The organism is Actinomyces weissii (assembly GCF_016598775.1).
GTDB classification, from domain to species: Bacteria; Actinomycetota; Actinomycetes; order Actinomycetales; family Actinomycetaceae; genus Actinomyces; species Actinomyces weissii.
In genome coordinates this window covers 199,395-225,588 of sequence record NZ_CP066802.1, presented here as the reverse complement: position 1 = coordinate 225,588, position 26,194 = coordinate 199,395, and the positions used below count along the sequence as shown (strand labels likewise).

Genomic DNA, 26,194 nt, shown 5'->3' with positions numbered 1-26,194 from the left:
CTTGCCGGGGCCTCGGCCCCGGAGCGCCTAGGCCCGTGCCCCCAGCACCTCGTCCACCAGGGCCGACAGGGAGGGTACCTCCTGGTCGCAGACCGCCTTGACCTCCGGCGGGGACCAGGGCAGGCAGGCGCAGTGGTCAGCGGTTCGGTGCATGGGTATGTCGTTCCAGGAGTCACCGATGCTCCAGGTCTCCAACCGCTCCCCCTCGCAGGGGCCACCCGGTGCCGTCAGGTCCGATACCAGGCGTGCCAGCCCGGTGCCCTTGGTGTGCCCGGCAGGCACGTAGTCCACGAAGTCCTGATTGCGTACGGCCCAGACCTGCTGGCCGAGACGTTGCCGGGCCAGGTCCTGCACGCGCTGCAGCACGGACTCGCGCCGCGCCTGGAAGGGCATCCCGATTACGGTACGGCCCGCCAGGTCCGCCAGCGTCGCCGGGGAGAAGAGTGTCAGCAGGCTGGGCACGCCCGGGAGGCCGTCGTGGAGGATATAGTCCCGCTCCAGGGTGGTGGTGAATACCCGCAGCCCAGGCTCATCCCCCAGCTCCTCCATAACCGCTTCCACCACGCCCTGCGGCATGGGGTTGACGGACAGGGGGCGGGCTGCGGCGTCCGTGGTGACGGCCCCGGTGTACAGCACCGCGTAGTCGAACTCGACTCCGGTACCCGCCAGGGCGCTGCCCAGGGCCGCCACGGAGCGGCCGGTGTTGACCACCAGCAGGTTGCCGGCCTGCCGCCAGCGCCGCAGGGCCTGGAGGTCTGCGGGGCTGACGGCGGCGTCGAAGATGATGGTGCCGTCCAGGTCCGTGGACAGCACGTACCGGGTGGGGGCGTCCCCTGCCCCTGTGCCCCCCGGAGCCGCCAGACTGTCCGGGGTACCAGGAGCATCCACTGCCAGCGCGCACATGCTCAGTCCTGGGGGACGTTGCGCTCTAGCTCGGCGATCCAGGCGGTGGCGCTGGAGTCCGAGGGCATGCGCCAGTCCCCGCGCGGGGACAGCGAGCCGCCGGAGACCACCTTGGGGCCGTTGGGCAGGGTGGAGCGCTTGAACTGGTTGGAGAAGAAGCGCCTGAGGAACACCAGCTCCCACTTGCGGATGGTAGCCAGGTCGTAGGCCACCTTCTCCGCCTCGGGCAGCCCGGCGGGCCACGCGCCCACGCTGGCGTCCGCCCAGGCCTTCTCGGCCAGGAAGGCGACCCGGCTGGGGCGGGAGCCGCGCCGCAGCAGGTGCCACAGGTGGAAGTCCTGCAGCGCGTAGGGGCCGATCTTGGCCTGGGTGGACTGCATGGGCTCGCCGTCGGCGGCGGGCACCAGCTCGGGGCTGATCTCCGTGTCCAGAACGGCCAGCAGCACCTGGCTGGCGGCCTCGTTGAACAGGTGCTCGGAGGCCACCCAGCGGATCAGGTGCTGGATCAGGGTCTTGGGGATACCGGCGTTGACGCCGTAGTGCGCCATCTGGTCCCCCACCCCGAAGGTGCACCAGCCCAGGGCCAGCTCGGACAGGTCCCCGGTGCCCAGCACGATGCCGCCCCGGTGGTTGGCGATACGGAACAGGAAGTCGGTGCGCAGCCCGGCCTGGACGTTCTCAAAGGTGACGTCGTAGACCTCGGGGCCGCGCTCACCCCGCCCGTAGGGGTGCCCCATCTCGGTGAGCATCTGGGTGGCGGTGGGCCGGATGTCCAGCTCCTCGACGTGGCAGCCTAGGGCCTGGGCCAGCGCCAGGGCGTTCTGCTTGGTCTCGGCACTGGTGGCGAAGCCGGGCATGGTGATGGCGTGGATGTGCTCCCGGCCCAGGCCCAGCCGGTCCACCGCCCGGGCGGCGACTATCAGGGCGTGGGTGGAGTCCAGGCCCCCGGAGACGCCGATAACGATCTTGGGCAGGCCGATCGCGCGCAGGCGCTGGGCCAGGGCGGCCACCTGGATGTTGTAGGCCTCGTAGCAGTCCTGGGCCAGGCGCTGCGGGTCGTCGGGTACGAAGGGGAAGCGGTCCACCGTGCGCAGCAGGCCGATGTCGGTGCGAGGCACCCGCAGGAGCTCGCGGCTGACGTACAGGCGGCGGAAGCGGGAGGGGCTGGTGAAGGTGCTGCGGTGGTCGGTGCCCGCGGCACGGGAGAAGGTCTGCTGGTTGTCGTCGAAACTGCCTTGGCGGAGGCGCTCCGCCACCATGCCCTCGATATCGACGTCGACGACGGTGGCGCGCGGCCCCTCGGGGAAGCGCTCGGTCTCCCCCAGCAGCTCGCCGTTCTCGTAGACGAAGGTCTGTCCGTCCCAGGCCAGGTCGGTGGAGGACTCACCCTGCCCGGCGGCGGCGAACACGTAGGCGGCCAGGTTGCGGGCGGAGGAGGCGCGGGCCAGGAGCTTGCGGTCCTCGGCCTTGCCTACGGTGATGGGGGAGCCGGAGAGGTTGAGCAGCACGTTGGCCCCGGCCAGGGCGGCCATGGAGGAGGGGGGTACCGGCACCCACATGTCCTCACAGACCTCCACGTGGAACACCAGCCCGGGCACGTCCTCCACCTCAAAGAGCAGGTCCGGGCCGAAGGGGACGACGGCGTCGGCGTGCTCGCCGGGGCCGGACGGGCCCTGGCGGCTGCTGCCGGAGGGCTGGCGCACCCCTGGGAGGGTGACCCGCCCCTCCTCCGGGCTGTCCCCGGCGGCGAAGTACCGCTTATCGTAGAACTCACGGTAGTTGGGCAGGTAGGACTTGGGGGCGGCGCCGAGCACCTGGCCGCCGCAGATGACCAGTGCGCAGTTGTAGACGCGGTTGCCGACGCGCAGGGGGGCGCCGACCACCAGGGCGGTGCCCAGCTCGGCGGTGGCCGCCCGCAGGGACTCGATGGCGGCCAGGGTGTCCTGCAGCAGCACCTCGTTAAGGAACAGGTCGTCTATGGAGTAGCCGGTCAGGCACAGCTCGGGGAAGGCGGCCAGGCACACGCCCTGCGCGCTGAGGCTGCGGGCCTGCTCGATGACGGCCTGGGCGTTGGAGACCGGGTCGGCTAGCACCACCGGCAGGGTAACGGCCGCCACCCGCGCAAAGCCCTGGTCGTAGGCGGAGCGGAAGGCGATGGTGGGACGTTCACTCAGGAGCTGGCTCATGGACGGGAGTCTGTCACGTTTCCGGCCCGCAGCCATGGGGACCGGCACTCAAAGGTGCGGCCTTTCGTGGCACGATCACTCTATGAGTGCGCCAGTGAGTTCCGCCTTCCCGCCCGCCCCGTGCCCGCGACCCGCCCCGCAGAGGCAGAGGCTGGTGATCGCCCACCGGGGGGCGCGGGACCTGGCCCCGGAGAACACCTTGGCGGCTTTTGACCTGGCGGGGCGCCACGGGTCCCAGTGGGTGGAGCTGGACGTGGACGTGATCGGCGACGGCACCGTGATCGTCATCCACGACTCGCGGCTGGACCGCACCACCGACCGCGTCGGCAGCTACTACGACCTGGCGGCGGCGGACCTGGCGGGGATCGACGCGGGCTCCTGGTTCCAGGCCGCGGACGGTTCCCGGCCCTTTGCCGGGGAGGGGCTGCCGACCTTGGCGGCCAGCCTGGAGGTGGTGCGCCGTCACGGCATGCACGTGAACGTGGAGATCAAGTCCTGTGAGGCGGGGGCGGCGGCCTGCAGGCGGCTGGTTGACGGGGTGGCGGCGCTGCTGGACGAGCACGCGGCCTGCGGCGGGGGGCAGGTGCTGGTGTCCTCCTTCAACCCGGTGCTGCTGGACCGGGTGGGGCGACGTCGTCCGGGCACCCGCCTGGCGCTGCTCACGGAGCAGGGGCTGCTGCTGGACGACTGGCGCTCCTACGTGGAGGAGCTGGGGGCGGAGGCCGTCAACCCGGCGGACGAGGGCCTGGAGCGGGGCCGGGTGGAGGAGATCCGGGCCCTGGGCTACGGCGTGAACGTGTGGACGGTGAACTCCCGGGAGCGCGCCGAGGAGCTGTTCAGCTGGGGCGTGACCGGGGTGTTCACGGACCGGGTGCACGAGCTGGGCGACCTGGCCCGCGCCGGGATCTGAGGCGGGTAGTCGGAGCCAGGCCTTCGCACGACGTGGAATACCTGGCCCACGCAGGACCCTGACCCGTGCAGGCACCTGCTGGCACTTGCCTTGCCTGAGCAGGGCGGGTGGGCGCGGCGGGCTGTGGCCGGACGCCACCAGGGCCTACCACCAGCGGCTTCCCCCTGCCCCTTGCCCTATCTGTTACGAGGCGGCCCGGCCCTGTGACATAACTGTAATGAGGAGAATCTGAAGATTGGCGGAATTACGCCAATCTGAAAGATGCGTACCGACCGGTGGCCCCTTTATGCTTTAGGGGTCGGAACACAAGACGGTACGAGGAGATCAGGGACTCCGTTGACCTACCGCAGTGCTCGGGGATGACGCGAATCAGGGACCGCGCCCCCGTATCCGACGACGAGGCCTCGCACTCCGGTGCGAGGCCTCGGTTTTTGTACCGGCAGGCGTGGAGTGACGTAGCCCCCCAGAGGCGTGCGGACGGCACCGTCGTCGCCCTTCGAGTTGTGCAGAACGGCGCGAGAGGTGCGGTGTTCCCGCACCTCTCGCGCCGAAATGCACCAGTCGCCGTGCGACCGGAGGGCTCAGAGTGCCCAGCGGGCCTTGAGCATGTCCACGTAGAGCTTCAGCTCCGAGAGCACGTCCGCGCCCCGCGCCTCCGCCTGCTCGACGCCGCCGTCGGTGGCGCAGAACCACTGCACCAGCAGGCCGTCAGTCAGGGCGACCACGGTGCGGGCCAGGCCCCAGGAGGGCGCCTCCTGACGGATGAAGCCAGCCGTCTTGCCCCGCTCCAGGCACTCCGCCAGCGCCGTCACCTCCGCCTCCAGGCGCTGGGTCTTCCACTGGCGGGCGGTTGGCCCCATCTGCAGCACCTCGCCGCTCATGGCCACGTTGACTGCCGCGAGCTCGCGGCAGGCCAGGCTGTGGCGCAGCCGCTCGATCCAGGCGGTCAGTACCAGCCAGGGGTTGTCCCCGCCGGGAAAGGGCACCGCCTTGCTCTCCGCCTCCTCATGGGCGCGCAGCACCTCCACAAAAAGCTCCTCCTTGGAGCGGAAGTGGTGCAGGAGCCCGGCCTTGGAGATTTCCGCCGCGTTGGCGATGTCCGCCAGGGAGGTGGCGGCGTACCCGGCAGAGCCAAAGAGCTTGACGGCCTCGTCGAGGACGCGGGCGTGCTTGTCCTCCGAGCCTGCCGGCGGGCGGCCCGGACCACGGCGTACGGGGGCAGCTACAACGGCGTCCTTGCCTTCAATGAAAGATGCCATGACCACAGTCTTACATGCTTGTTAAGTGCTTCCTAAGAATTATATACCTAGAGCGATCCTTGTATTTACGCCAGATAGTGGCTGCAGGAGGAGCCACTCAATCCACCGGTAGTTACCAAAGCGGTATGGGGTCGCCACAAAGGCGACCCCACACCTATTGACCAGCGGCCCTAATAGGCTGGCCTCACTCCGCGCTGGCGGCGGTGCGGGCGCTACGGGAGACCGGAGCACCCTGCGCACACAGCACCAGGCCCGCCATCACCCCCTCCGGGCTCACGTCCGCCAGGACCTCCTGGCCGTCAGAGACCTCCCCCGCCAGGATCATCCGGGCCAGGCGGTCCCCGATCTCCCGCTGCACCAGGCGGCGCAGCGGCCGGGCCCCGTAGGCCGGGTCGTAACCCTCGTCAGCCAGCCACTCGCGCGCGGCCGGGGAGACCGTCAGGGCCAGGCGCCGGTCGGTCAGGCGCGCCGCCATCCGCTCCAGCTGGAGGTCCACGATCCGGGCCAGCTCCTCCTTGCTCAGCGGGTCGAACACCAGGGTCTCGTCCAGCCGGTTCAGGAACTCCGGCTTGAAGGAGGAGCGCACCATGGTCATAACCGCCTCGCGCTTCTCCTCCGGCCCCATGACCGGGTCGATCAGGAACTGGCTGCCCAGGTTGGAGGTCAGCACCAGGATCACGTTGCGGAAGTCCACCGTGCGGCCCTGGCCGTCGGTGAGGCGGCCGTCGTCGAGCACCTGCAGGAGAATGTCAAAGACCTCCGGGTGGGCCTTCTCCACCTCGTCCAGCAGCACCACCGAGTAGGGGCGACGGCGCACCGCCTCCGTGAGCTGGCCGCCCTCCTCGTAGCCCACGTAGCCGGGAGGCGCCCCCACCAGGCGGGCTACCGAGTGCTTCTCGGAGTACTCGGACATGTCGATGCGCACGATGGCGCGCTCGTCGTCGAACAGGAAGTCCGCCAGGGCCTTGGCCAGCTCGGTCTTGCCCACGCCGGTGGGGCCCAGGAACAGGAAGGAGCCGGTGGGCCGGTCCGGGTCAGAGACCCCTGCCCGCGAGCGCCGCACGGCGTCGGAGACCGCCACCACGGCGGCCCGCTGGCCGATCAGGCGCTGTCCGATGACCTCCTCCATGTGGAGCAGCTTCTCGGTCTCGCCCTGCAGCAGCCGCCCCACCGGGATGCCGGTCCAGGAGGCGATCACCTCGGCGATCTGCGAGGGGCCGACCTTCTCGGCGATCATCGGCTCGGCCGGGGATGCCTGCTCGGCCCCGCCCTCACTGCGGGCGGCGCCACCCTCCGTGGCCTCAGCCTCCCGGATCTGCCGCTCCAGGGCGGGCATCTCCCCGTAGCGCAGGCGCCCGGCCTCCTCAAAGCGGCCCTCACGCTCGGCCAGGTCCGCCTTGGTGCGCAGCTCGTCGAGCTGGGCGCGCAGCTCACCGACCAGGTTGTGCCCGGCCTTCTCCTTCTCCCAGCGGGCGGTCAGGGCGGTCAGCTCCTCGGTGGCGTCGGCCAGCTCGGCGCGCAGGCGCTCCAGGCGCTCGACGGCGGCCTCGTCCTCGCCGTCGCCCTGGGCGGAGTCGGCCAGGTAGGACTCCTCCATGCGCATGCGGTCCACGCGGCGGCGCAGCTCGTCGATCTCCACGGGGCTGGAGTCCAGCTCCATGCGCAGGCGGGAGGCGGCCTCGTCAATCAGGTCGATGGCCTTGTCGGGCAGCTGGCGGCCGGTGATGTAGCGGTCGGAGAGCTGGGCGGCGGCCACCAGGGCGCCGTCGGAGATGGTCACCTGGTGGTGGGCCTCGTACTTGGGGGCGATACCGCGCAGGATGGCCACGGTGTCGGACACGGAGGGCTCGCCCACGAAGACCTGCTGGAAGCGCCGCTCCAGGGCCGGGTCCTTCTCCACGTTCTCGCGGAACTCGTCCAGGGTGGTGGCGCCCACCAGGCGCAGCTCGCCGCGCGCCAGCATGGGCTTGAGCATGTTGCCTGCGTCCATGGCGCCCTCAGAGCCGCCCCCGGCGCCGACCACGGTGTGCAGCTCGTCGATGAAGGTCACGACCTCGCCGTCGGAGTCCTTGATCTCCTTGAGCACGGCCTTGAGCCGCTCCTCGAACTCACCGCGGTACTTGGCCCCGGCCACCATCCCGGCCAGGTCCAGGGCCACCAGGCGCTTGCCGCGCAGGGACTCGGGCACGTCCCCGGCCACGATGCGCTGGGCCAGCCCCTCGACGACGGCGGTCTTGCCGACGCCGGGCTCGCCGATCAGCACCGGGTTGTTCTTGGTGCGTCGCGAGAGTACCTGGATGACGCGGCGGATCTCGGCGTCCCGGCCGATGACAGGGTCCAGCTTGCCCTCGCGGGCGGCCTCGGTGAGGTCGGTGCCGTACTTCTCCAGGGTCTTGTAGGTGCCTTCAGGGTTGGCGGAGGTGACGCGGCTGCTGCCCCGCACCTGGGGCAGGGCGGCGCGCAGGGCCTGGGGGGCGGCCCCGGCCTCGGCCAGGGCCTTGGCCACGGGGTCGCTGCCGGGGGCGGCGGCCAGGCCGATGAGCAGGTGCTCGGTGGAGACGTACTCGTCGCCCAGCTGCTCAGCCTCCTTGGCGGCGGCCTCCAGGGCGGCCAGCAGGGCACGGGAGGGCAGGGGGCGGGTGACGGTGCTGCCGGCGTTGGCGGGCAGGGCGGTCAAGGTGCGGCGGGCGGCGGCTCCGACGGCGGTGCGGGCCTGCGGGTCCGGGACGGCGGCGGCCAGAAGGGCGGAGGCTACGCCGTCCTGCTGACCGAGCAGCTCGACCAGCAGGTGGGCGGTCTCGACCTGGGGGTTGCCTGCCGCGGCGGCGGCCTGCATGGCGCCCGCGATCGCCTCCTGTGAGCGGGTGGTGTAATTGGTGTCCATCTGCGTGCTCTCCTCAGCAGTTACGCGCTACCCGAGGCTGGGGGTGGCGGCTCTGTGGGGTCCAACCGCGAGCAGGTTGAGTCTATTCCACTCAACTTTTCTGAGGGTGTGGTGCTGACGGTCACGACGGCGACCCTGCGGTGCGGTGGCGAGCAGCGGCAGCTGGTACGCGCCGGGCCTGCGGGAGCCGGTCCCAGCAGACCCCGGGCACTGCGAGCGCACCAGTCCTGCAAGGGCTAGCTTGGCTGCGGTGAGGTGCATGCGACTGTCTCCTGGAGCGCACCAGGCCCGCAGGGGCTAGCTAGCCGCCTGCAGCAGCCGCTTGACCTCAGCCACCACCACCTGGGGGGCGTCCAGCATCAGCAGGTGGCGGCTGCCTGGCACCCGCCGTCGGCGCAGCGTCCTGAAGGCGTCCGCCAGCACCGTAACCTGCTGCGACGTCGGCACCGGCGGCGCCTCCAGCACCACGGCAGGCACCTGGCAGGACCGCTTCTGCCGTGCCCGCAGCTGCCAGAGCGCCTCCACCTGCCCCCCGAAGGAGAGCCACTGGGCGGCGGCGTCCGCGAGCGCCTCAGGACCGGCCCAGGTGCCCGCCCAGGGCTCCACCACCACCGCCTGCGGGTCACGGGTCTGCCACCTCAAGGCCTCGCGCCAGCCCCCGGCCGCTATCACCTGCACCGGCGGACAGTGCAGGGCGAGGCGCACCAGGCTGCTGGCGCGGCGGGCGGTGCGCGGACTCAGGGGGCGCAGCAGACGGCGGGAGAGCATGGAGGGGTCCACCAGCACCACCCCCGCCACCTGCTCCGGGTGCAGACGGGCCAGGGCCTCCGCCTGGAAGGCCGCCATCGAGTGGGCGACCACCACCACCGGTCCCGCAGCCACCTCCTGCAGCAGCCGGGAGACTAGGCGCGTGAGCCCCGGTAGGCTGGGCGGCGGGGCGCTGTACCCGCCCTGGTAGGCTGGCCGGTCGACGGCGATCACCCGGTGTCCCGCCAGCCCGTCCACCACCTTCTGCCAGCTGGCCGCACCCAGCCCGCAGCCGTTGAGCAGCAGCACAGTCGGTGCCTGGGCAGGTTCCCGGAACTGCTCCTGAACCGGGTCCTGCGCCTGCCCCTGGGCCTGTTCCTGATACCGTTCCGATGACCGGCTCGCGCTGTGCCCCGGCCAGCAGACCACCCAGTGCCCCAGCAGACGGCGCCGCCACGGCGTCGTCAAGGCAGCTGGCACCCCAGCCACCGGCCTGTCCACCGCAGCCGACCTACCGGCGCCTCGCAGCTCACGCACGGCCCGCGCCCTCCAGCCGCAGCGCCAGCAGCGCCACCCAGGCTGAGCACAGGAGCACCTGCAGCGCCTGCACCGGGCCCCGGGAGGCAGGCAGGACCAGGGGCAGCAGCACGCTGCCCACCATCAGGCCGGACACCAGCAGGGCCAGGCCCGCCACCCCCATAGACCGCCACCCCCAGCCGTCGCGCCGTGCCAGGGCCCAGGCCACCAGGGCGATAGCCGCCACCAGCGCCGCCCCCACCAGCACGGAGGCCAGCTCGTGCAGGTGCCGCACCAGGTAGGGGGTGGCGGCGCACACCGGGTCCCGGCTCTCCGCACAGGGCAGGTTGCAGGAGACGTCCAGGGCCGTACCCAGCCCGGCCACCGCTACGGCCGCAGCCACCCACCGCGCCCAGGGACCCAGCCAGTGACTCCAGGCGCGGCGCCCCCACCAGGCCGTCAGCAGGAAGCCGACAGCGGCCAGCAGGTCACCCAGGCGGAAGAGCCACTGGTAGGGCTGGTCCTGGGCCGCCAGCTCGGACAGGTAGCCGTGCATGACCAGGGGGTCGTCGTTGAGCCACCAGAGCACCCAGCTGTTGTAGGTGACCACGACCAGCCCGGCCAGCAGCCGGGACAGCAGCCGCCCCCGGCCCTGGTCCTGGCCCTGCACCTGGCCCCGGCCCAGGTCCCGCTCCTGCACCTGGCCCCGCCCCGGCCCCCTGACGGTCTGCCGCGGCTGCGCCGTCGGCCCGGACTTGGCGGACCGCTCAGCACCCTCGGACCGCCCAGGCACCTCAGGCTGTCTAGGCTGCCCCGCCGGTGCGGGCCGGGTGGCGCGCGGGCCGCTCATCGCTGCGGCCTGACCAGGGGGAAGGCGATGGTCTCCCGGATGGAGGCCCCCGTAAGCATCATGACCAGCCGGTCCAGGCCGACCCCGAGCCCGCCGGTGGGCGGCATGCCCTGCTCCAGGGCCTGCAGGAAGGACTCGTCCAGCTCCATGGCCTCCGGGTCCCCGTCGGCGGCGGCCAGGGACTGAGCGGTCAGCCGTTCGCGCTGGATCACCGGGTCCACCAGCTCAGAGTAAGCCGTGCCCACCTCCGCCCCGAAGACGATCAGGTCCCAGCGCTCGGCCAGCACCGGGTCCTGGCGGTGCGGGCGGGTCAGGGGGGAGGTCTGCGCCGGGAAGTCCGTGAAGAAGGTGGGGCCCACCGTGGTGCCCTCCGCCAGGTGCTCGTACAGCTCCTGCACCAGCTCGCCCCAGCCCCAGCGCGGGTCGCAGCTGATTCCCAGGCGGCCTGCGTGGGCGCGCAGCTCCTCCACCGGGGTGCTGGTGTCCACCGGCTCACCCAACCCGGCGGAGACGGCGTCGCACACGGTGACGCTGCGCCAGGGGGCCGCCAGGTCGATCTCATGCTCCACTCCGCCGACCTGGCCGCGCACCACGGTGGTGCCCAGGGCGGCCTGAGCCGCCGCGATGGTCAGGTCTCGCACCACGTCCTTCATGGTGTGGTAGTCGCCGTAGGACTGGTAGGCCTCCAGCATGGTGAACTCGGGGTTGTGGGTGGCGTCGGCACCCTCGTTGCGGAAGTTGCGCCCAATCTCGAAGACCCGGTCCAGGCCGCCCACCATCAGCCGCTTGAGGTACAGCTCAGGGGCGATACGCAGGTAGAGGTCCAGGTCGTAGGCGTTGATGTGGGTGCGGAAGGGCCGGGCATTGGCCCCGCCGTGCACCGCCTGGAGGATCGGGGTCTCCACCTCCAGGTAGCCGCGCTCCAGCAGGGTGTTGCGGACGGCCTGCACCGCCTGGGAGCGGGCCACCAGCATCTGGCGCTGGCGCTGGCTGGTTATCAGGGCCAGGTGACGCTGCCGCACCCGGGCCTCCGGGTCGCGGATCCCGCGGCGCTTGTCCGGCAGGGGCAGCAGGGCCTTGGAGGTCATCTGCCAGGTGTCCGCCAGGAGGCTGCGCGTGCCGGTACGGGAGGCGGCCAGGACGCCGGTGACGGCCACCTGGTCTCCCGCCCGCACCAGGCGGCGGAAGCGGTCCACGGCCTGGCCCCCGGCCCGGCCGGTCTCCAGCACCACCTGCAGGTCCCCGCTCCAGTCCCGCAGGTCCGCGAAGACGACGCCGCCGTGATCACGCACGGCCAGCACCCGGCCCGCCACCGTGCAGCCGCCTGCGGCCTGCGCGCAGCGGGCGTCCACCGGCACGCTGGCGGGGTACGGGGCCAGTCCCTGCTCCAGCATGCTCGCCCGGCAGGCCAGCCGGGCCTCCTGCTGGCGGGAGCGGCGCGGCCCAGTGTCACCGCGAGCCTTCACAGCCCCTACCGTGGCCGCCAGGAGCTGGGCGGAGCACCCCTCGCAACGGCGAGGCTGCGCCGTCTGCTCCGGGGCGCACCAGCGGGGCACGGTCACGAAGCCCTCGGCGACGGCGGTGGCCAGGGCGACCTGGGCCAGGTCTCCGGCGTCGTGGTAGCAGACCAGGCGGGGCACCCAATCGGGCTCGTACTTGGCGTTGGAGCGGTAGAGCGACTCCAGCTGCCACCAGTGGGAGGCCAGGAGCAGCAGACGCCGCCACAGCCGCTGGAAGGGCCCAGCCCCCAGGCGGGCCCCCTGCGTGAAGGCGGAGCGGAACACGGCGAAGTTCAATGACACCTGGGTCACTCCCAGCTCCCGGCCCTGCGCCATCAAGGAGGAGACCATGAGCTCGTTCACGCCGTTGTCCGCCTGCGGGTGACGGCGCATCACGTCCAGGCTGAGCCCGTCCGCGCCCCAGGGGGCGAAGGACAGCAGGGCCGCCACCTCGCCGCGCGGGTCCTGCGGCGGGAACAGGGCCTCCACCATCACGCAGTAGCCGTCAGCGGGGTCAGCCAGGCGGCCCAGCGCCATCGAGAAGCCCCGCTCCGGCTCCCCGGCCAGCCAACTGTCTGCCAGGGCGCCGAGCCTGGCCAGCTCCTCGGTAGGGATCGAGCGGTGACGGCGGATGCGCACGGTATAGCCCATCCGGCTCAGGTGACGCACGGCCCGCCGCACCTCAGGCAGGGCGTCCAGCCGGAAGGTGGCGGAGCGCAGCACAGCCTCGTCGCCGATATGCAGGGCCCGCAGACCGGCCTCCAGGTAAGCCCGGGCACCCGCCTCCGAGGCCCCGACGACGGCGGGGGTCCAGCCGTAGGCGGCGGCGTGGCGCAGGAAGGACTGGACGGAGGACACCCAGGTGACCGGGTCACCCAGGGGGTCACCGGAGGCCAGCGCCACTCCCAGGCTCACGCGGTAGGTGACGCCACCGTGCTCGTTGAGCAGGGCTGACTTGTCACGGCGGGTGGCGAAGTACCCCAGGGAGTCCTGCGGGTGGGCGGCCAGCAGCTCACGTACCCGCAGCTCCTCCTCCGTGCTGATACGCGCGTCCTCCTTCTGGGAGCGCAGCAGCATCCAGAAGGCCAGAATGAAGGCCAGTGCCCACCCCAGCCCCAGCAGGCTGGTGAGCCAGCCCTGGGGACCCTCACCGGTGAGCAGGGACAGCATCTGCTCCGCGCCGAAGCCGTCCAGCAGCCCCGTTGCCACTATGACGACGGCGGTGACCGTGCCCGCCAGGAGCAGGAATGCCAATGTCGCCCGGCGGAGGTTGCCTGGCTGGGAGCGCACCGTGTAGTACCTGCGGTAGAGGAACAGGACCACCAGCACCGCCACCAGCAGTAGCAGGTTCTCCCCCAGGACGTACACCACCAACGGGTCGTACTCCTCCGCCTCCGCCGCCAGGTCCGCCAGCAGCAGCGTGGGCAGCGTCAGCGCCAGCAGGACCGCGTGCAGGCCAGCCAGGAAGACCAGGATCCTCCAGGCGGTGCGCTTACGGCGTTCCATGCCCGCAGCCAGTAGGAAGGTGACGATCGCGGAGAACCAGTCCAGCACCGGGAGGGGAACCACCCAGGTCAGCAGGAAGCCCGTGGCCCGCTCCACGACCGGCACGCCACTGAGCACGCTGCTAACTAGCGCCAGCACAGCGATGGCGTATAGCAGCCCAGGCAGTACCCTCACCAGCAGCGGTTCCTTGAGTCTCCTACTGGTCGTCATCTGTCCAGGTCCTTCTGCCTTAAGGGTCTTGTGCGGGGAGGGTGGCCGCACGGCTGAGGCTGTGCGGCCGCACAGTCAGAAGCACGCGGTGCGGGCGGGTGGTCGGCGCCAGCACGCGTGCACCGTCGGCGCCTCCCCACACTATTCGGCCCTGCTGCAGCACGCCTCCTGCCGCAGGCTGACCGCCGCGACGTCGTCTCCCCCTAGCGGGGGAGCGTCCGTCTGGCTGGAGAGGGCTACCCATGTGCGATCTTGCGGCTCTGCGACCGGTCTAACATGGGGCCCACCTGGCACCTGCACAGTCCCTAGCACCTGCCAGACCCTGCCCCTGAACTACGGAGGCCCAAATGCGCCGTCGCCCTCCCGCCCTGCTAACCGTTTCCCTGTTGTGCCTGGGACTGTCTCTGAGCGCCTGTGCCAGCAGGAGCCACCAGGCCAGCAGCAAGCCCACCAGCACGGCAGGCGCTGCCGCCACGGCACAGCCGACAGAGTCGCACAAGCCGACCAAACACGGCAGCTTCGAGGTAGTGCCGCTGCCGTCCCTGTCCCCCACGCCCACCCCTACGCCCAGCCGCCCGGCGGCGTCCTGGAGGAACACGCCTGCACCGCCAGCCACGCCGCCAGCGGGCTACCAGACGGCCAAGGCGCCGCTGACCAGCATCTCCTTCGCGGTGCCAGCCTCCTGGGAGGTCTTCAACGCCTTTAACGCCAGCGAGAAGCAGCGCCTCGCCGAGATCACCGGCCTGGAGACCTCCGAGCTGGAGACCAGCACGTCTCTCATGGACCTGATGGCCACGGCCCCCACCTGGAACGCTGAAGGCTACCGTGAGCAGATGATCTGCTCCAAGATCGCGCTACCCCTGCCCCAGGAGGTCATCGAGAAGCTCATAAACGACTATGCCGCCGAGAACGGGCTCACCGTCGTGAAGATCTCCTCAGTGGAGTCTGCCAACGGGACCATCCACTACGGGGTCACCTACAACCCCGGCGACGGCGTGTACATCGCGCACGCCTACCTGCCCAGGCCCCAGGGATCCCAGGTGACCAGCCGGATCTATACCTTCTCCACCGAGCGCGCCGAGGAGCTGCTCGGGGTAGTTGCCAGCACCCTGCGCTAAGGGTCGGCCCTCAGCGCAAGCCTGCAGGACGGGGTGCAGGCCCCATTCCTTGGCCCTGCGACTTTCCCTATGGTCTTCAGGAGCGGGACGGCAGCCCGAGTCCTCTTCAACCAGTACCCAAGGAGCACCCATGTCGGTATTCACTCTTCGCCCCCGAGCAGCCCTGGTGGTGTGCGCGACCGCCCTGGCCCTGCTCTCCTCCGGCTGCTCGCTTCTGCCCGGACCGGGTGCCAGCAGGACCGCCAGCTCGCCCAGCAGCGCAGCAGCCAGTGAAGGCGCCAGCGACAGCGACAGCACCCCTGCGACTCCAGAGAAGACTGAGAAGACTGAGCGGCCCAAGAAGGAGGCCGCCCCAGGCACCCAGATCGTCACCGCCCCCAGCAGCCAGCTGAGCTTCGCGGTGCCCGCCGACTGGCTGCCCCTGTACGGTGACTCCACCGCGCTGGTGGACTTCAACCAGCTGGCCGAGCAGACGGGTATCAGCGAGGATACCCTGCGCTCCCAGATGGAACTGATTGACCTCTACGTCGTCCGCATCGACTCCCAGGCAACGTTCACGGACAACATCGCCGTGATCAAGCAGACCTTCCCTGCCTCCACCCCGGTCTCTGAGGCCGTCATGAGGCTCGCCCTCGCCAGCCAGCCTGGTGTGACGACGGGGGAGTACAGCACTGAGGAGGTTGCTGACGGGAAGGCCCACCTGCTGTCCTACACCTCGAAGGACAAGGACGTTGAGGTCAACGGCCTGCTGCTCACGGTGCCCACGGAGTCAGGCGAGTACGCCCAGATGGCCATTACCACGGGGGAGAAGTCCACGCAGGACAGCCTGAAGGAGACGATCCTTTCCTCCCTGCGCTGACAAGGCCCCTAACCAGCCTTCGCGGCTTGGCAGGCTCGCACCTGTCCTGAGACGATTTGCGGGAGACGGGCTGCCAGCCGGCGCGCCGTCACCCGACGAAAGGGGAGCAACATGGGACTTGAGGACCTGAAGAACAAGGCTGCAGAGCTCGTTGACGCCGAGAAGATCGAGACCGCCACCGACAAGGCGCTCGACGCGGCCGGAGGCCTGGCCAAGAAGGTCACCGGCGGCAAGTTCGACGACAAGATCGACGCCGCCCGCGACGCCGCCGACAAGGCTATCGGTCAGTGACCTGCTGCGGCCTGGGCCGCCAGCAGCTCTCAGCCTGAGCTGTCAGGGGGAGGTCCCCGCACCTGCCGGTGCGGGGACCTCCTGCGCATGTCCTTGCAAATGCCCTTGCTAGAACCTGGTGACGGCTGTTCAGGCAGCAGGCCGCCTGTTGCGCCCTCCCCGCACTCCGCGCACGATCCCTGCGACAGTCAGGCCCAGGCCCAGCAGGCCGATCAGTCCGCTGAGCAGCACGCCTACAACCGCCGCCCAGAGCCGTGACTCCATAAGCGCCGGCCCCACCAGCACCACGGCGGAGGGGGAGGCTCCCGGGCAGGAGACCTGGTAGAGACCTGACCGGGGGACCGCGAAGGTGGCGTTGGCGCTGGGGCCGGTAGCCGTAGTCAGCACGGCCGCGCCGTCCGGGCCGGTGACCTGGCAGTCAACAGTGCGGTAGCCGAACTGGGTGGAGTAGATCCCTGCCTGGGTGCCCTGCTGCAGGTACACCTCACCCGACTGCGGCACCACCGCCGCCGCAGAGCTGCTGCCCCCCGTCACGTACTGGACGGAGAGCACGGAGACCAGCATCGGCAGCACCAGCATGGTCAGCAGCCCCAGTGCGAAAAGCCCCCAGCGGCTGCGAGGACGGCCGTGCGCGCGCCGTTCATGGGCAGCAGCCGCCGTCTGCCCTCCACGGTGGCGGCTGCTCGCGCCCCGGCCTGCGGCCCTGCCATCGACGTCCTGGCGTCGCACCGGCTGGGGCGGCTGGATACCTTGCTCGCGCAGGATCTGGGCGAGCTCCTCGGGGCTGACACGTTTACCGTACAGCGGCTCGTCATCCACGTGCTCGTCCCCCGTAAGGTGGGCACCTGGGACGGAGCCGACCCGCCCCGCCCCAGGGCTGCCAGTCAGTTCTTGTCCTTGCCGAGGTTGGCGGCGATCTCAATGATCAGCCGCAGGATGAACAGCTCCACGCAGGCCTTCAGCAGGCCCGGCAGCAGCTGGCTGATGAAGTTCACGACCGCCGTGTTGCCAGAGTAGTCGTTACCCAGGAGCATGCCGCTGGTGATCAGCCCGAAGAACCACGAGCCCAGGTAGCCCACAGCCCCCAGGATCAACACGATATTGCCGTACTTCTGGGCGAAGACGCGGGTGGTGTCAAAGAGGTTGGTGAACAGGGAGTCAGCGGACGGGCCTGCTGGCGCCATTGCCACCGGGGCACCCGGCACCGGGGCCCCCGACATCGGCGCACCAGCAGCCGGGCCCGATGGGGCGGAGGGGTAGCCGGGGGCGGGGCTGTAGGCGCCCGGCTGCGCCTGGCCAGCCTGGTAGGAGGCGTAGACCGGGGCGGAACCCGCAGAGGGAGCAGGGGTCCCACCCTGAGGGGTGTAGGGCTGGCCGGGAATCACAGGGTTGGACATGGTACCTTCCTTCGACGGGGTTTCCTGACCAGGGTACATGGCAACGCCTCCCTGGCGCCGCCCTCGTCAGCCGCGTGGGCCCCGAGGCGGGCGGGTGACCACCCGCACCTCGCCGTCGGCAGCAGCCGCGAAGAAGCGCTCCGCCGCCGCCTGGCGCAGCCGCAGCGCCCGGTTCTCCAGCTCCAGCAGCTCCACCTGGCGCTCCAGCTCCAGGATCCGGCTGATGCCCTCCAGGTTCACCCCCTCCTGGCTCAGGGCCTGCACGCGGCGCAGACGCTCGACGTCACGTTGGGAGTAGCGGCGGCCCCGCCCGGAGGTGCGGGCCGGACGCACCAGCCCCAGACGGTCGTACTGGCGCAGGGTCTGGGGGTGCATGCCTGCCAGGTCAGCCGCCACCGAGATCACGTAGACCGCCCGGTCAGCCGCGTCAGCAGCCGGGAAGCCGAGGCCCTGACCGGTGCGTCTCATCTGCTGGCCGCCTCACGCAGGTGCGCCCGGGGGTCGGTGCCCCCCATAGCGGCGTCGAAGTCCGCCAGCGCCTTCCTGGCCTCCTTGGACAGGCGCTTGGGCACGGCGACCTCCAGTGTCACCAGCAGGTCGCAGTGCCTGCCGTCCTTCACCTTGGGCCCCTTACCGCGCAGCCGCATGGTGGTGCCCGAGGAGGTACCGGCCTTTACGCGCATGCGGGCGGTCCCGCCGTCGAGCAGCGGCACCTCGATATCCGCCCCCAGGGCCGCCTCGGATAGCGTGACCGGCAGGGTCATGGTCAGGTTGGCGCCGTCGAAGCCGTATACGGGGTGCTCCGCCACCTTGATGGTGACGATCATGTCGCCGTTCTCCCCGCCGTGGCTGCCGGGGCGGCCCTTGCCACGCAGGCGGATCCGCTTGCCGTCCGTCACGCCTGCGGGGATGCGCACGCGGGTGGTGCGGCCGTCGGCGGTGAGCTCTGCCTCCGTGCCGGCGACGGCGTCGCGCAGCGGGAGGGTGACGGTGGTGGTCACGTCCGCACCGCGCTGGGACTGGCTGCGCCCGCCGAAGCCGCCGAAGCCGAAGTCGAAGGCGCCGGGGCGGCCGTGCTTGCGGGTGGGGCTGGCCTGGCCACCGAACATGCGCAGCAGGTCGTCGATGTCGGGCTCGGCTCCGGGGCGACCCCCGTAGCTGGCGGAGGAGGCCCCGAACATGGAGGACAGGATGTCCTCGAAGCCTGCGGCACCCGCCCCACCGCTGCCGGAGGTGAAGCGGGCTCCGCCGCCGGCCATGGAGCGGATGGCGTCGTACTGCTTGCGCTCACCCTCGTCAGAAAGGACGGCGTAGGCCTCGCCGATGTTCTTGAAGCGCTCTGCCGCGGCCTCGTCCCCGGGGTTGCGGTCCGGGTGGTACTTCTTGGCGAGCGTGCGGTAGGCCTTCTTGATGGTGGCGGCGTCGGCGTCCTTGCTGACGCCGAGGACCGCGTAGAAGTCCTTAGTCATCCAGTCCTGGCTGGCCATCGGTCACCGCCTCCTGTCTGCTGGGGGTCTGTTGAAGGTCCTGTTTGGGCTTGCTGGGGGTTCTGTTGGGGTTCGGCTGACTCTGTTGGTGGCCTGGTGGCTGATAGCTGGCGGTAGGGGCTTGGTGGCCTCCCTGTGCCGGTGCGGGCGGGGCTCCCACCAGGCGTGGTGCGGGCCGAGCGGCGCCGCCGCTGTACCTGTTGTCGGCCCGGGCTGGTGTCCCTCTGGCCAGGGCCCGGTGACCCTCTGCCTGCCAGGCCCCTAACGGCCCACCGGGCGTGGTGCGGGCGGGGCAGGTGGCGCGGGCCCCTCGGACAGAGGCTGCCCGCGCCACCTGGTTGTGCTCTTACCGGTCTCGTGAGCCATATGTCCCGGTCTCGCGGTACATATGTCCCGGTCTCGCGAGAGCGGTGGGTGGGTCAGGCGGGGTTGGTCACCTGGACCCGGGCCGCCCGCACCACCTTCTCCCCCAGCCGGTAGCCCGGCTGCAGGACCAAGGAGATCGTCGGCTCCTCCACCTCGGAGGACTCCACAGCCATCAGCGCCTCGTGCAGGGCCGGGTCGAAGACCTCCCCGACCTCCCCGAAACGCACCAGGCCGAACTTGTCGCCCAGGACGGACTCCAGCTTGCCCGCCACGGCCTCGAAGGGCCCTGTCAGGTCCCCGTGCTGGCGGGCCAGCGCGACCTCGTCCAGCACCGGGATCAGGGACTCCACGACGGCGGCCTGGCCCGCCTCGCGGTGGCCCGCGGCCCCTTCCCGGGAGCGCCGCACGAAGCCCTGGTACTCCTGCTGGAGGTTGTACAGGTCAGCGCGGGCCCGGGCCAGGTCCTCAGCCGCCTGGGCGGCTGCGGCCTGGGCCACCTCCAGCTCGCTGGGCTCGGCGGGGGACTCCGCCGCGCCCGGCTCGCCGTCGGCCGGGGCCGGAGCGTCCGCGGCTGGGGCAGCCTCGGTGGCGTCCATGCTGACGCCGTCGAAGGCTGACTCCACCGCCTCCGCGAGCTCGGGGTCGACCTCGCCCTCGTGGGGCCTGCTGCTGTCCTGGCTCACTTGGAGTCCTCGTCGTCGATGATCTCGGCGTCCACGATGTCGTCCTCCGCGGCGGGGGCCTCCTGCGGGGCCGTCTCACCAGCGGCCTGGGCGGCCTGCTCGGAGGCGTACAGGGCCTCGCCGACCTTCTGCGCCACCGTGCCGAGCTTCTCCTGGGCGGCCTTGACGGGCTCGATGTCCGTGCCCTCCAGGGCCTTCTTCAGCTCGTCGACCGCGCCGGAGACCTCGGAGTGGACGTCCTCGGGCAGCTTGTCCTTGTTGTCCTTGAGCAGCTTCTCGATGGAGTAGGCCTGCTGCTCGGCGGCGTTGCGGGTCTCAGCCTCCTCGCGACGCTTCTTGTCCTCCTCGGCGTGGGCCTCAGCCTCCTTGACCATGCGGTCGATGTCCTCCTTGGGCAGGGCCGAGCCGCCCGAGATGGTCATGGACTGCTCCTTGCCGGTGCCACGGTCCTTAGCGGAGACGTGGACGATGCCGTTGGCGTCGATGTCGAAGGACACCTCGATCTGCGGGACGCCCCGGGGCGCGGGGGCGATACCGGTGAGCTCGAAGGTGCCCAGCGGCTTGTTGTCGCGGGCGAACTCGCGCTCACCCTGGTAGACCTGGATCAGCACGGAGGGCTGGTTGTCCTCAGCGGTGGAGAACACCTCGGAGCGCTTGGTCGGGATGGCCGTGTTGCGCTCGATCAGGCGGGTCATGACCCCGCCCTTGGTCTCGATGCCCAGGGACAGGGGGGTGACGTCGATCAGCAGCACGTCCTTGCGGTCGCCCTGGATGACACCCGCCTGCAGGGAGGCGCCGACGGCCACGACCTCGTCAGGGTTGACGCCCTTGTTGGGCTCCTTGCCGCCGGTGAGCTCACGCACCACCTCGGAGACCGCGGGCATACGGGTGGAGCCGCCCACCAGGACCACGTGGTCGATCTCGGAGAGCTGCACCCCGGCGTCCTTGATGACGTTGTGGAAGGGCACCTTGGTGCGTGCCAGCAGGTCGGCGGTCATCTCCTCGAACTGGGCGCGGGTGAGCTTCTCGTCCAGGTGCACGGGCCCGGCCTCGCTCATGGACAGGTACTGCAGGTTGATGTTGGTGCTCATCGCGCTGGAGAGCTCCTTCTTGGCCTGCTCGGCGGCGTCCTTGAGGCGCTGCATGGCGATCTTGTCCTTGGCCAGGTCCACGCCGTTCTTGTCCTTGACCTGCTTGACCAGCCAGTCGACGATGCGGGCGTCCCAGTCGTCGCCGCCCAGGCGGTTGTCGCCGTTGGTGGCGCGCACCTGGATGGTGGAGAAGCCGTCCTCGTCCTTGCCGACCTCCAGCAGGGACACGTCGAAGGTGCCGCCACCCAGGTCGAAGACCAGGATCAGCTCGTCCTCCTTGCCCTTGTCCAGGCCGTAGGCCAGGGCCGCGGCGGTGGGCTCGTTGACGATGCGGTCCACCACCAGGCCCGCGATGGTGCCGGCCTCCTTGGTGGCCTGGCGCTCGGCGTCGTTGAAGTAGGCGGGGACGGTGATGACGGCGTTGGTGACCGTCTCACCCAGGTAGGCCTCGGCGTCGGCCTTGAGCTTGGCCAGGATGCGGGCGCTGATCTCCTGGGCGGTGTACTTCTTGTCGTCGATGCTCACCGACCAGTCAGTGCCCATGTGGCGCTTGACGGAGGAGATGGTGCGGTCCACGTTGGTGACCGCCTGGCGCTTGGCGACCTCACCCACCAGGACCTCGCCGGACTTGGAGAAGGCGACCACGGAAGGGGTGGTGCGCCCGCCCTCGGCGTTGGGGATGATCGTGGGCTCGCCACCCTCCAGGACGGCGATGGCGGAGTTGGTGGTTCCGAGGTCGATACCGACGGCGCGTGCCATGTGTTGCTCCTAGCTGGTTGTCGGACACTTGAGTCGTATGCACTCAGGATTGTGGTTGAGTCAGAGCCTGTCAACTTCAACCTTGAGTCTGACTGGCTCAACCTCATTGGGGGCGTTTTCATTCCGACTGCCGCGTGACCTGCACCACTTCGCGGTGGTGCAGACGGGACGCCCGCCACCGTCAGCCCGGCCCGCTGCACCAGTAGCCTTACAGGCATGAGCCACCCATCCCGGCAGGAAAGCCACCCGCTCCGCGAGAACGTCTTCGAGCACCTGCGCCGGGAGGACGGCGAGCACGTGGGCTACATCGAGCTCACTGACGACGGCCGCTTCATCCCTTATGACCGGCTGTGGCTCCGCAGAGGCGAGGCCATGGACCTCGATGAGGCCGAGGCCGTCCTGGACGAGATCGGCCTGCGCCTCCTGGCGGAGGACTGGCTGCTTCAGGAGGAGGACGAGGCTCCAGGCAGGGCTGGCTGGGTGCGGGTCAGGATCCGGGAGATCCACCGCGATCGTGTGGTCGTGGCCCGGACCGTAGACGACCTGTCCGCCAAGGTCGCCAAGGCCGTGAACCTCATCGACGGCATCGAACTGCGCCTGCCGACCACCCGGCTGCGCCCCCTGCGTACAGGACGCTGACGAGCCGGACGACGGCGCGCGCCGTTTCTAAGAGTCCCACGGCTTCACCAGCACGGAGCCTAACACTTCGTAGCTGATGGGTTTGTCGCTAAGTCACACCCCTGTCGACACTCAGACAGGCGGTCACTTCACTGAGGCCAGAGGGATCTGACCACTGTCTAGAGACAGGATGCACCACATTCGTGTCAGAGGCTGACGATATCAATACTTCATGGAACCTTCACAGCCTCGAAGCGGCACACACTCGCCGGCATCCAGGGCACCCCCTTCGCCTCCACTTGTGCATTTCGGCGCGAGTGGTGCGGTATTCCGGCACCACTCGCGCCGAAATGCACAAGTCGGGGTGGGGTGGGCACGCCCCGCCACACCCAGGTCACCCCGCACCTGTGCCACACGCCATAACCACAGACGACGCCCTCTACACCCCTCAACCAGTGCCTGAACCAGCTGCCGCGGCTTGACGCACCACATAGGGGCACCCCCTGAGACGACTCGTGCAGCGGGTCGCGCGGACCCGCTGCACGAGCACAGGTTGGGAAACCTCGGAAGGAGTTCTCCCCCGTCAAGCGTCAGGCCTGGGGGCCGACCTTGGGGTGGCTGGCCAGCACCACCCGGTTCCAGGCACCGATCACGGTGGCCACCCACACCACGGCACCAGCCTGCTCGGAAGTCAGGGAGCCGTCGTCCCAGGAGCGGTCCTCGGGCACGCTCATGCGGGTGACCTGCTCGGCCAGCGCCAGCGCCGCCCGCTCCTGGGCGTCAAAGTACTGGGTCTCCCACCAGGTGGGCAGCACCGTCAGGCGCTCCTGGCTCTCCCCCGCCTTCAGCGCGTCCGCCGTGTGGGTACGCAGGCAGAAGGCGCAGCCGTTTATCTGGGAGACGCGCACCTTGATCAGCTCTGCGAGGCGGTCGCTGAGCCCGACGGCCCGGAAGGCGTCATCCACCTGGCCGGTCAGGGCCACGAGGCTCTTGAGGTTGTCCTGGTGCTGGGCGAGCAGGTTGACGGAGGTCATGCTGTTCCTGTCTGTCGAGTTGCACGGGCACCCGCCCCAACCACGACCCGCCCGACTTTAATCCGCACCACCGACGCCGCTGTATGAGCGAGCACACCGAGGCCCGGCCCGCCCCTGGCTGCTACTCCACGCTCCCCGATCAGGGTCACGGGCTGCCCACCACAGTAGCCGGAGACAAGCACACAGCAGGCTAGGCGCCGGGCCACAGCACCTGAGGTGCCCCCCGGTGTAGGACCACGGTCTGACCAGTGATGGACCCTATCCACCTACCGAACGAAGCAGAACGGGCACCCCTTTCCGACACTTACCCCATGACCTCTCTTCCACACCGTATACCGTCAGGAAAGACCTTGTTCATCTGCCTGTACCTGGCCGTCCACGTGCTGGACTCGCTCTACTGGCTTCCCCACGCGCACCGCGCCAACGCTGGCATAGCCTCCTTCTTCCTCCTGGCAGTCCTGGGGACTTGGGTGCTGCGCGAGGACCTGGGAAGCGGGTGGGCGCAGGCCCGCGCCCGCCCCTGGCGCACGCTAGGTGTCCTGGTGACCGGGCTGCTCGGCGCGGGGCTGGCCGCGGTCCTAGGGGCCGTCCTGCAGAAGCTGCTGGAACAGGTACTGGGTCTGCAGTCCGACCTGGCCAACGACACACGGATCTGGACCGCCCTCCAGTCATACTCGTTGCCGGTCCTGGTGGCGGCTCTGGCGGTGGCTGGGCCGATCGTAGAAGAACTGGTCTTCCGCGGGCTCCTGCTCTCCAAGCTCGCCGAGCACTGTCCCGCCTGGCTCGCCGTCGTCGTCTCCGGGGTGGCCTTTGGCGCCATACACGCAAGCGCGTGGACCCTGACGGAGATCATCGGGGTGCTGCCCCACGTGGGTTTCGGGATCGCCGTCGGGGCCTTGTACCGGTGGTCCAAGAACCTGTGGCCACCGATCTGCGTGCACGTGCTCACCAATCTCAGCGCGGTCCTTGGCAGTGCCTGAGCCCCTGCCGACTACACAGGCGACCCCACAGAAGCCTACTGGATGCTTAAGTCAGCGCTTGACGCCGCCGTTGACACCAGGCTGTGCGTCCTGCCGACCGCGGACCCAGGGGGGAGTGTGAAGGCGCCCAGGCCGAGTGACCAGCCTCCCCGGCACGACTGGTCGCCTGCCGCCACCACGCCGCCCGCACCGGCTAGCGGCCAGGGACCACCAAGCCAGCCTCATAGGCGGCTACTACCAGCTGGGCACGGTCGCGCGCACCGAGGCGGACCAGCAGGGCGGTGATATGTGTACGGCAGGTGGCCCTGGTAATCGACAGCCGCTCCTCTATCTCACGGTTGGACAAGCCCCGAGCGATCAGCACCAGCACCTCACGCTGCCGAGGCGTCAGCACGTCCGCCAGGCCAGCTATCGCGGCGGACCTGTCTTCACTGGCCTCCCCGGCCACCAGCCTTGACAGCGCCTGCGGGCTGAGCAGCGACTGCCCGGCACGGACCGTGCGTACTGCGTCAACGACAGCCTGCGGCTCCGCGTCCTTCAGGAGGAACCCGCTGGCACCCGCCCACAGCATCCCCAGTACGTACTCCTCAACCTCAAACATGGTCAGCGCCAGCACGCGCGTGCCAGCCAGCGCCGGGTCCGTACATATACGGCGGGTAGCCTCGATCCCGTCCAGACGCGGCATCCGCACGTCCATGAGCACGACGTCAGGCCGCGTACTGGCTGCTAGCCCCACCGCCTCCTGGCCGTCAGCCGCCTGAGCCACCACCTCCAGGTCAGGCTCTGCGTCGATCAAGGCGGTCAGCGTGGCCCGCAACAGCGGCTGGTCCTCCGCCACCAGGACCCGCACAGGTGTCGCCGACGGCGCCGCCTCCGTCTCAGGTCCAAGCCACTGCTGCTCGGGCAGGAGCCTCACAGCGCGGCCTCTGCCAGCCCCACCGGGCGCACCGGCAGACGCGCCCACAGCGCAAAGCCAGCACCGGTCGAGGTCGCGTCCAGGTACCCTCCAAGCTCCTGGACCCGCTCCCGGAGCCCTTTCAGTCCCAGCCCCGCCCCAGGCTGAGCCACCCACCCGGAGGCGGCCCCGTCGTCGACGACTCCGACCAGGACCCACTCGCCCTCCCGCCGCACACTGACCCTGGCACTGGTCGGGCCAGCGTGGCGGGCGACGTTGTCCAGCCCCTCACGCACCACGGCTACGACACTCGGCCCCAACCCAACCGGAAACGCCTCTAAGCGAAGGTCCAGCTCGACCCGCAGACCAGCAGCACGAGTACGCTCGACCTCCTGGGCCAGCGTCTTGCTGACGGCGGCGCCATCTACAGGCTCCTTGCCAGCCGCAGGCAGCCCCTCCCCCCGTAGGACGGTGAGCGTCCTGCGCAGGCCGCGGGTCGCGTCGCGGGAGGCCGCCTCGATATCGGCCAGCGCCCGCCGCAGACCGGCGCTGTCTTCCTCCAGGCGCTGGGCGACAGCAGCACGTACCGTGATCGCCCCTAGGCTGCCCGAGATCGCGTCATGCAGGTCGCGGGATATCGCCAGACGGTCCTCGGCCACAGCGCGAGCCGCGGCCTCATCAGACAGGGCGTGCTCATAGGCCAGACGGTCCCGGCGTCGTAGCCAAAGCGCCCCCGCCACGACCGCCACCAGCAGCCCCCAGACTGCCAGCCGCACCAACAGGCCCGGGCGCGGGGACACCGCCACGAAAGGAGACAGCAGGCACACGACGGCCCCTGCAACCGCGACCGCCCCTGAGATGAACCGGCGTAATGAAAGGCGCATGGTCTGCCAGGACTCAAGCACCCTGCCAGTCTAGACGCGCCTCCTTGGCAGTCATCCAACCGGGCCTGGCAGGCGGAGCCGCCCCGCCCGGCGCGTTCCCGGACGCTGCCACGCAGTGCTCCACGCCAGCTGGCGCCAGCCGCCCCCTAGAGGCGGACGCTGACCCGGGAGCCTCCGCACCACCGCCGCTACTCGACCTCCGGAGCCACCATGACGTGCTCGCCGTCGGGCACGATCCGCACCCGCAGGCCGTAGACCTGCT

22 protein-coding genes are annotated in these 26,194 nt (G+C 70.2%); 6 read left to right on the top strand and 16 right to left on the bottom strand.

Features of this window, described 5'->3' with window-relative positions; all coding sequences use genetic code 11:
* Positions 1-27: 27 nt before the first annotated feature.
* Positions 28-903, bottom strand: a complete 876-nt coding sequence (locus JG540_RS00970; RefSeq protein WP_200276159.1) for an HAD family hydrolase — start codon at positions 901-903, stop codon at positions 28-30.
* Positions 904-905: 2 nt separating this feature from the next.
* On the bottom strand, positions 906-3,089 hold the full coding sequence (locus JG540_RS00965) for an NAD(+) synthase (protein ID WP_200276157.1): 2,184 nt from the start codon (positions 3,087-3,089) through the stop codon (positions 906-908).
* Between the two features lie 154 nt (positions 3,090-3,243).
* On the opposite strand from JG540_RS00965, the gene JG540_RS00960 reads away from it, so the two are divergent.
* Positions 3,244-3,999, top strand: a complete 756-nt coding sequence (locus JG540_RS00960; RefSeq protein ID WP_325133099.1) for a glycerophosphodiester phosphodiesterase family protein — start codon at positions 3,244-3,246, stop codon at positions 3,997-3,999.
* 581 nt (positions 4,000-4,580) lie between these two features.
* Here the strand turns inward: JG540_RS00960 and JG540_RS00955 are convergent.
* The 5 genes from JG540_RS00955 to lysX form a co-directional block, all read right to left on the bottom strand.
* Complete coding sequence (locus JG540_RS00955; RefSeq protein ID WP_200276153.1) at positions 4,581-5,258, bottom strand: TetR/AcrR family transcriptional regulator; 678 nt, start codon at positions 5,256-5,258, stop codon at positions 4,581-4,583.
* Between the two features lie 184 nt (positions 5,259-5,442).
* The gene (locus JG540_RS00950; RefSeq protein ID WP_200276151.1) at positions 5,443-8,142 is read right to left on the bottom strand and encodes an ATP-dependent Clp protease ATP-binding subunit; all 2,700 of its coding nucleotides are present in this window, start codon (positions 8,140-8,142) and stop codon (positions 5,443-5,445) included.
* Between the two features lie 297 nt (positions 8,143-8,439).
* The gene (locus tag JG540_RS00945; protein ID WP_200276149.1) at positions 8,440-9,426 is read right to left on the bottom strand and encodes an alpha/beta fold hydrolase; all 987 of its coding nucleotides are present in this window, start codon (positions 9,424-9,426) and stop codon (positions 8,440-8,442) included.
* Positions 9,419-10,198: a DUF998 domain-containing protein gene (locus JG540_RS00940; RefSeq protein WP_234042837.1), complete on the bottom strand. Its 780-nt coding sequence runs from the start codon at positions 10,196-10,198 to the stop codon at positions 9,419-9,421. The genes JG540_RS00945 and JG540_RS00940 overlap by 8 nt, the downstream gene beginning before the upstream one ends.
* A 53-nt stretch (positions 10,199-10,251) precedes the next feature.
* Positions 10,252-13,470: a bifunctional lysylphosphatidylglycerol synthetase/lysine--tRNA ligase LysX gene (gene lysX, locus JG540_RS00935; protein ID WP_200276146.1), complete on the bottom strand. Its 3,219-nt coding sequence runs from the start codon at positions 13,468-13,470 to the stop codon at positions 10,252-10,254.
* 347 nt (positions 13,471-13,817) lie between these two features.
* On the opposite strand from lysX, the gene JG540_RS00930 reads away from it, so the two are divergent.
* The 3 genes from JG540_RS00930 to JG540_RS00920 all read left to right on the top strand — a co-directional run bounded on the left by JG540_RS00930 (position 13,818) and on the right by JG540_RS00920 (position 15,738).
* A complete protein-coding gene (locus JG540_RS00930; RefSeq protein ID WP_200276144.1) occupies positions 13,818-14,588 on the top strand; it encodes a hypothetical protein in 771 nt (256 codons plus the stop codon).
* Between the two features lie 130 nt (positions 14,589-14,718).
* Complete coding sequence (locus JG540_RS00925) at positions 14,719-15,447, top strand: hypothetical protein (protein WP_200276142.1); 729 nt, start codon at positions 14,719-14,721, stop codon at positions 15,445-15,447.
* 111 nt (positions 15,448-15,558) lie between these two features.
* On the top strand, positions 15,559-15,738 hold the full coding sequence (locus tag JG540_RS00920) for an Rv0909 family putative TA system antitoxin (protein WP_200276141.1): 180 nt from the start codon (positions 15,559-15,561) through the stop codon (positions 15,736-15,738).
* A 129-nt stretch (positions 15,739-15,867) separates the two neighbouring features.
* Here the strand turns inward: JG540_RS00920 and JG540_RS00915 are convergent, their stop codons facing one another.
* The 6 genes from JG540_RS00915 to dnaK all read right to left on the bottom strand — a co-directional run bounded on the left by JG540_RS00915 (position 15,868) and on the right by dnaK (position 21,521).
* On the bottom strand, positions 15,868-16,557 hold the full coding sequence (locus JG540_RS00915) for a hypothetical protein (protein WP_200276140.1): 690 nt from the start codon (positions 16,555-16,557) through the stop codon (positions 15,868-15,870).
* Positions 16,558-16,622: 65 nt separating this feature from the next.
* Positions 16,623-17,135 carry a hypothetical protein gene (locus tag JG540_RS00910; protein WP_200276139.1) on the bottom strand — a complete coding sequence of 171 codons (513 nt, stop codon included), beginning with the start codon at positions 17,133-17,135 and terminating at the stop codon, positions 16,623-16,625.
* Positions 17,136-17,201: 66 nt separating this feature from the next.
* A complete protein-coding gene (locus JG540_RS00905) occupies positions 17,202-17,603 on the bottom strand; it encodes a heat shock protein transcriptional repressor HspR (RefSeq protein ID WP_200276138.1) in 402 nt (133 codons plus the stop codon).
* Positions 17,600-18,622, bottom strand: a complete 1,023-nt coding sequence (locus JG540_RS00900; RefSeq protein ID WP_325133091.1) for a DnaJ C-terminal domain-containing protein — start codon at positions 18,620-18,622, stop codon at positions 17,600-17,602. The genes JG540_RS00905 and JG540_RS00900 overlap by 4 nt, the downstream gene beginning before the upstream one ends.
* 419 nt (positions 18,623-19,041) lie before the next feature.
* Positions 19,042-19,671, bottom strand: a complete 630-nt coding sequence (locus JG540_RS00895; RefSeq protein WP_234042836.1) for a nucleotide exchange factor GrpE — start codon at positions 19,669-19,671, stop codon at positions 19,042-19,044.
* Positions 19,668-21,521 carry a molecular chaperone DnaK gene (gene dnaK / locus JG540_RS00890; RefSeq protein ID WP_200276137.1) on the bottom strand — a complete coding sequence of 618 codons (1,854 nt, stop codon included), beginning with the start codon at positions 21,519-21,521 and terminating at the stop codon, positions 19,668-19,670. Before dnaK ends, JG540_RS00895 begins: the two co-directional genes overlap by 4 nt.
* A gap of 216 nt (positions 21,522-21,737) precedes the next feature.
* Between dnaK and JG540_RS00885 the strand changes: the two genes are divergently transcribed.
* Positions 21,738-22,160, top strand: coding sequence for a serine/threonine protein phosphatase (locus tag JG540_RS00885; protein ID WP_200276136.1), 423 nt, complete (start codon positions 21,738-21,740; stop codon positions 22,158-22,160).
* A 569-nt stretch (positions 22,161-22,729) separates the two neighbouring features.
* On the opposite strand, the gene JG540_RS00880 is transcribed toward JG540_RS00885, so the two are convergent.
* The gene (locus JG540_RS00880) at positions 22,730-23,173 is read right to left on the bottom strand and encodes a carboxymuconolactone decarboxylase family protein (protein WP_200276135.1); all 444 of its coding nucleotides are present in this window, start codon (positions 23,171-23,173) and stop codon (positions 22,730-22,732) included.
* A 311-nt stretch (positions 23,174-23,484) separates the two neighbouring features.
* Between JG540_RS00880 and JG540_RS00875 the strand changes: the two genes are divergently transcribed.
* Positions 23,485-24,153, top strand: coding sequence for a CPBP family intramembrane glutamic endopeptidase (locus JG540_RS00875; RefSeq protein ID WP_200276134.1), 669 nt, complete (start codon positions 23,485-23,487; stop codon positions 24,151-24,153).
* Positions 24,154-24,346: 193 nt separating this feature from the next.
* Here the strand turns inward: JG540_RS00875 and JG540_RS00870 are convergent, their stop codons facing one another.
* On the bottom strand, positions 24,347-25,060 hold the full coding sequence (locus JG540_RS00870) for a response regulator (protein ID WP_200277926.1): 714 nt from the start codon (positions 25,058-25,060) through the stop codon (positions 24,347-24,349).
* A gap of 5 nt (positions 25,061-25,065) precedes the next feature.
* The gene (locus JG540_RS00865) at positions 25,066-25,953 is read right to left on the bottom strand and encodes a sensor histidine kinase (protein ID WP_200276133.1); all 888 of its coding nucleotides are present in this window, start codon (positions 25,951-25,953) and stop codon (positions 25,066-25,068) included.
* Positions 25,954-26,194: the final 241 nt, after the last annotated feature.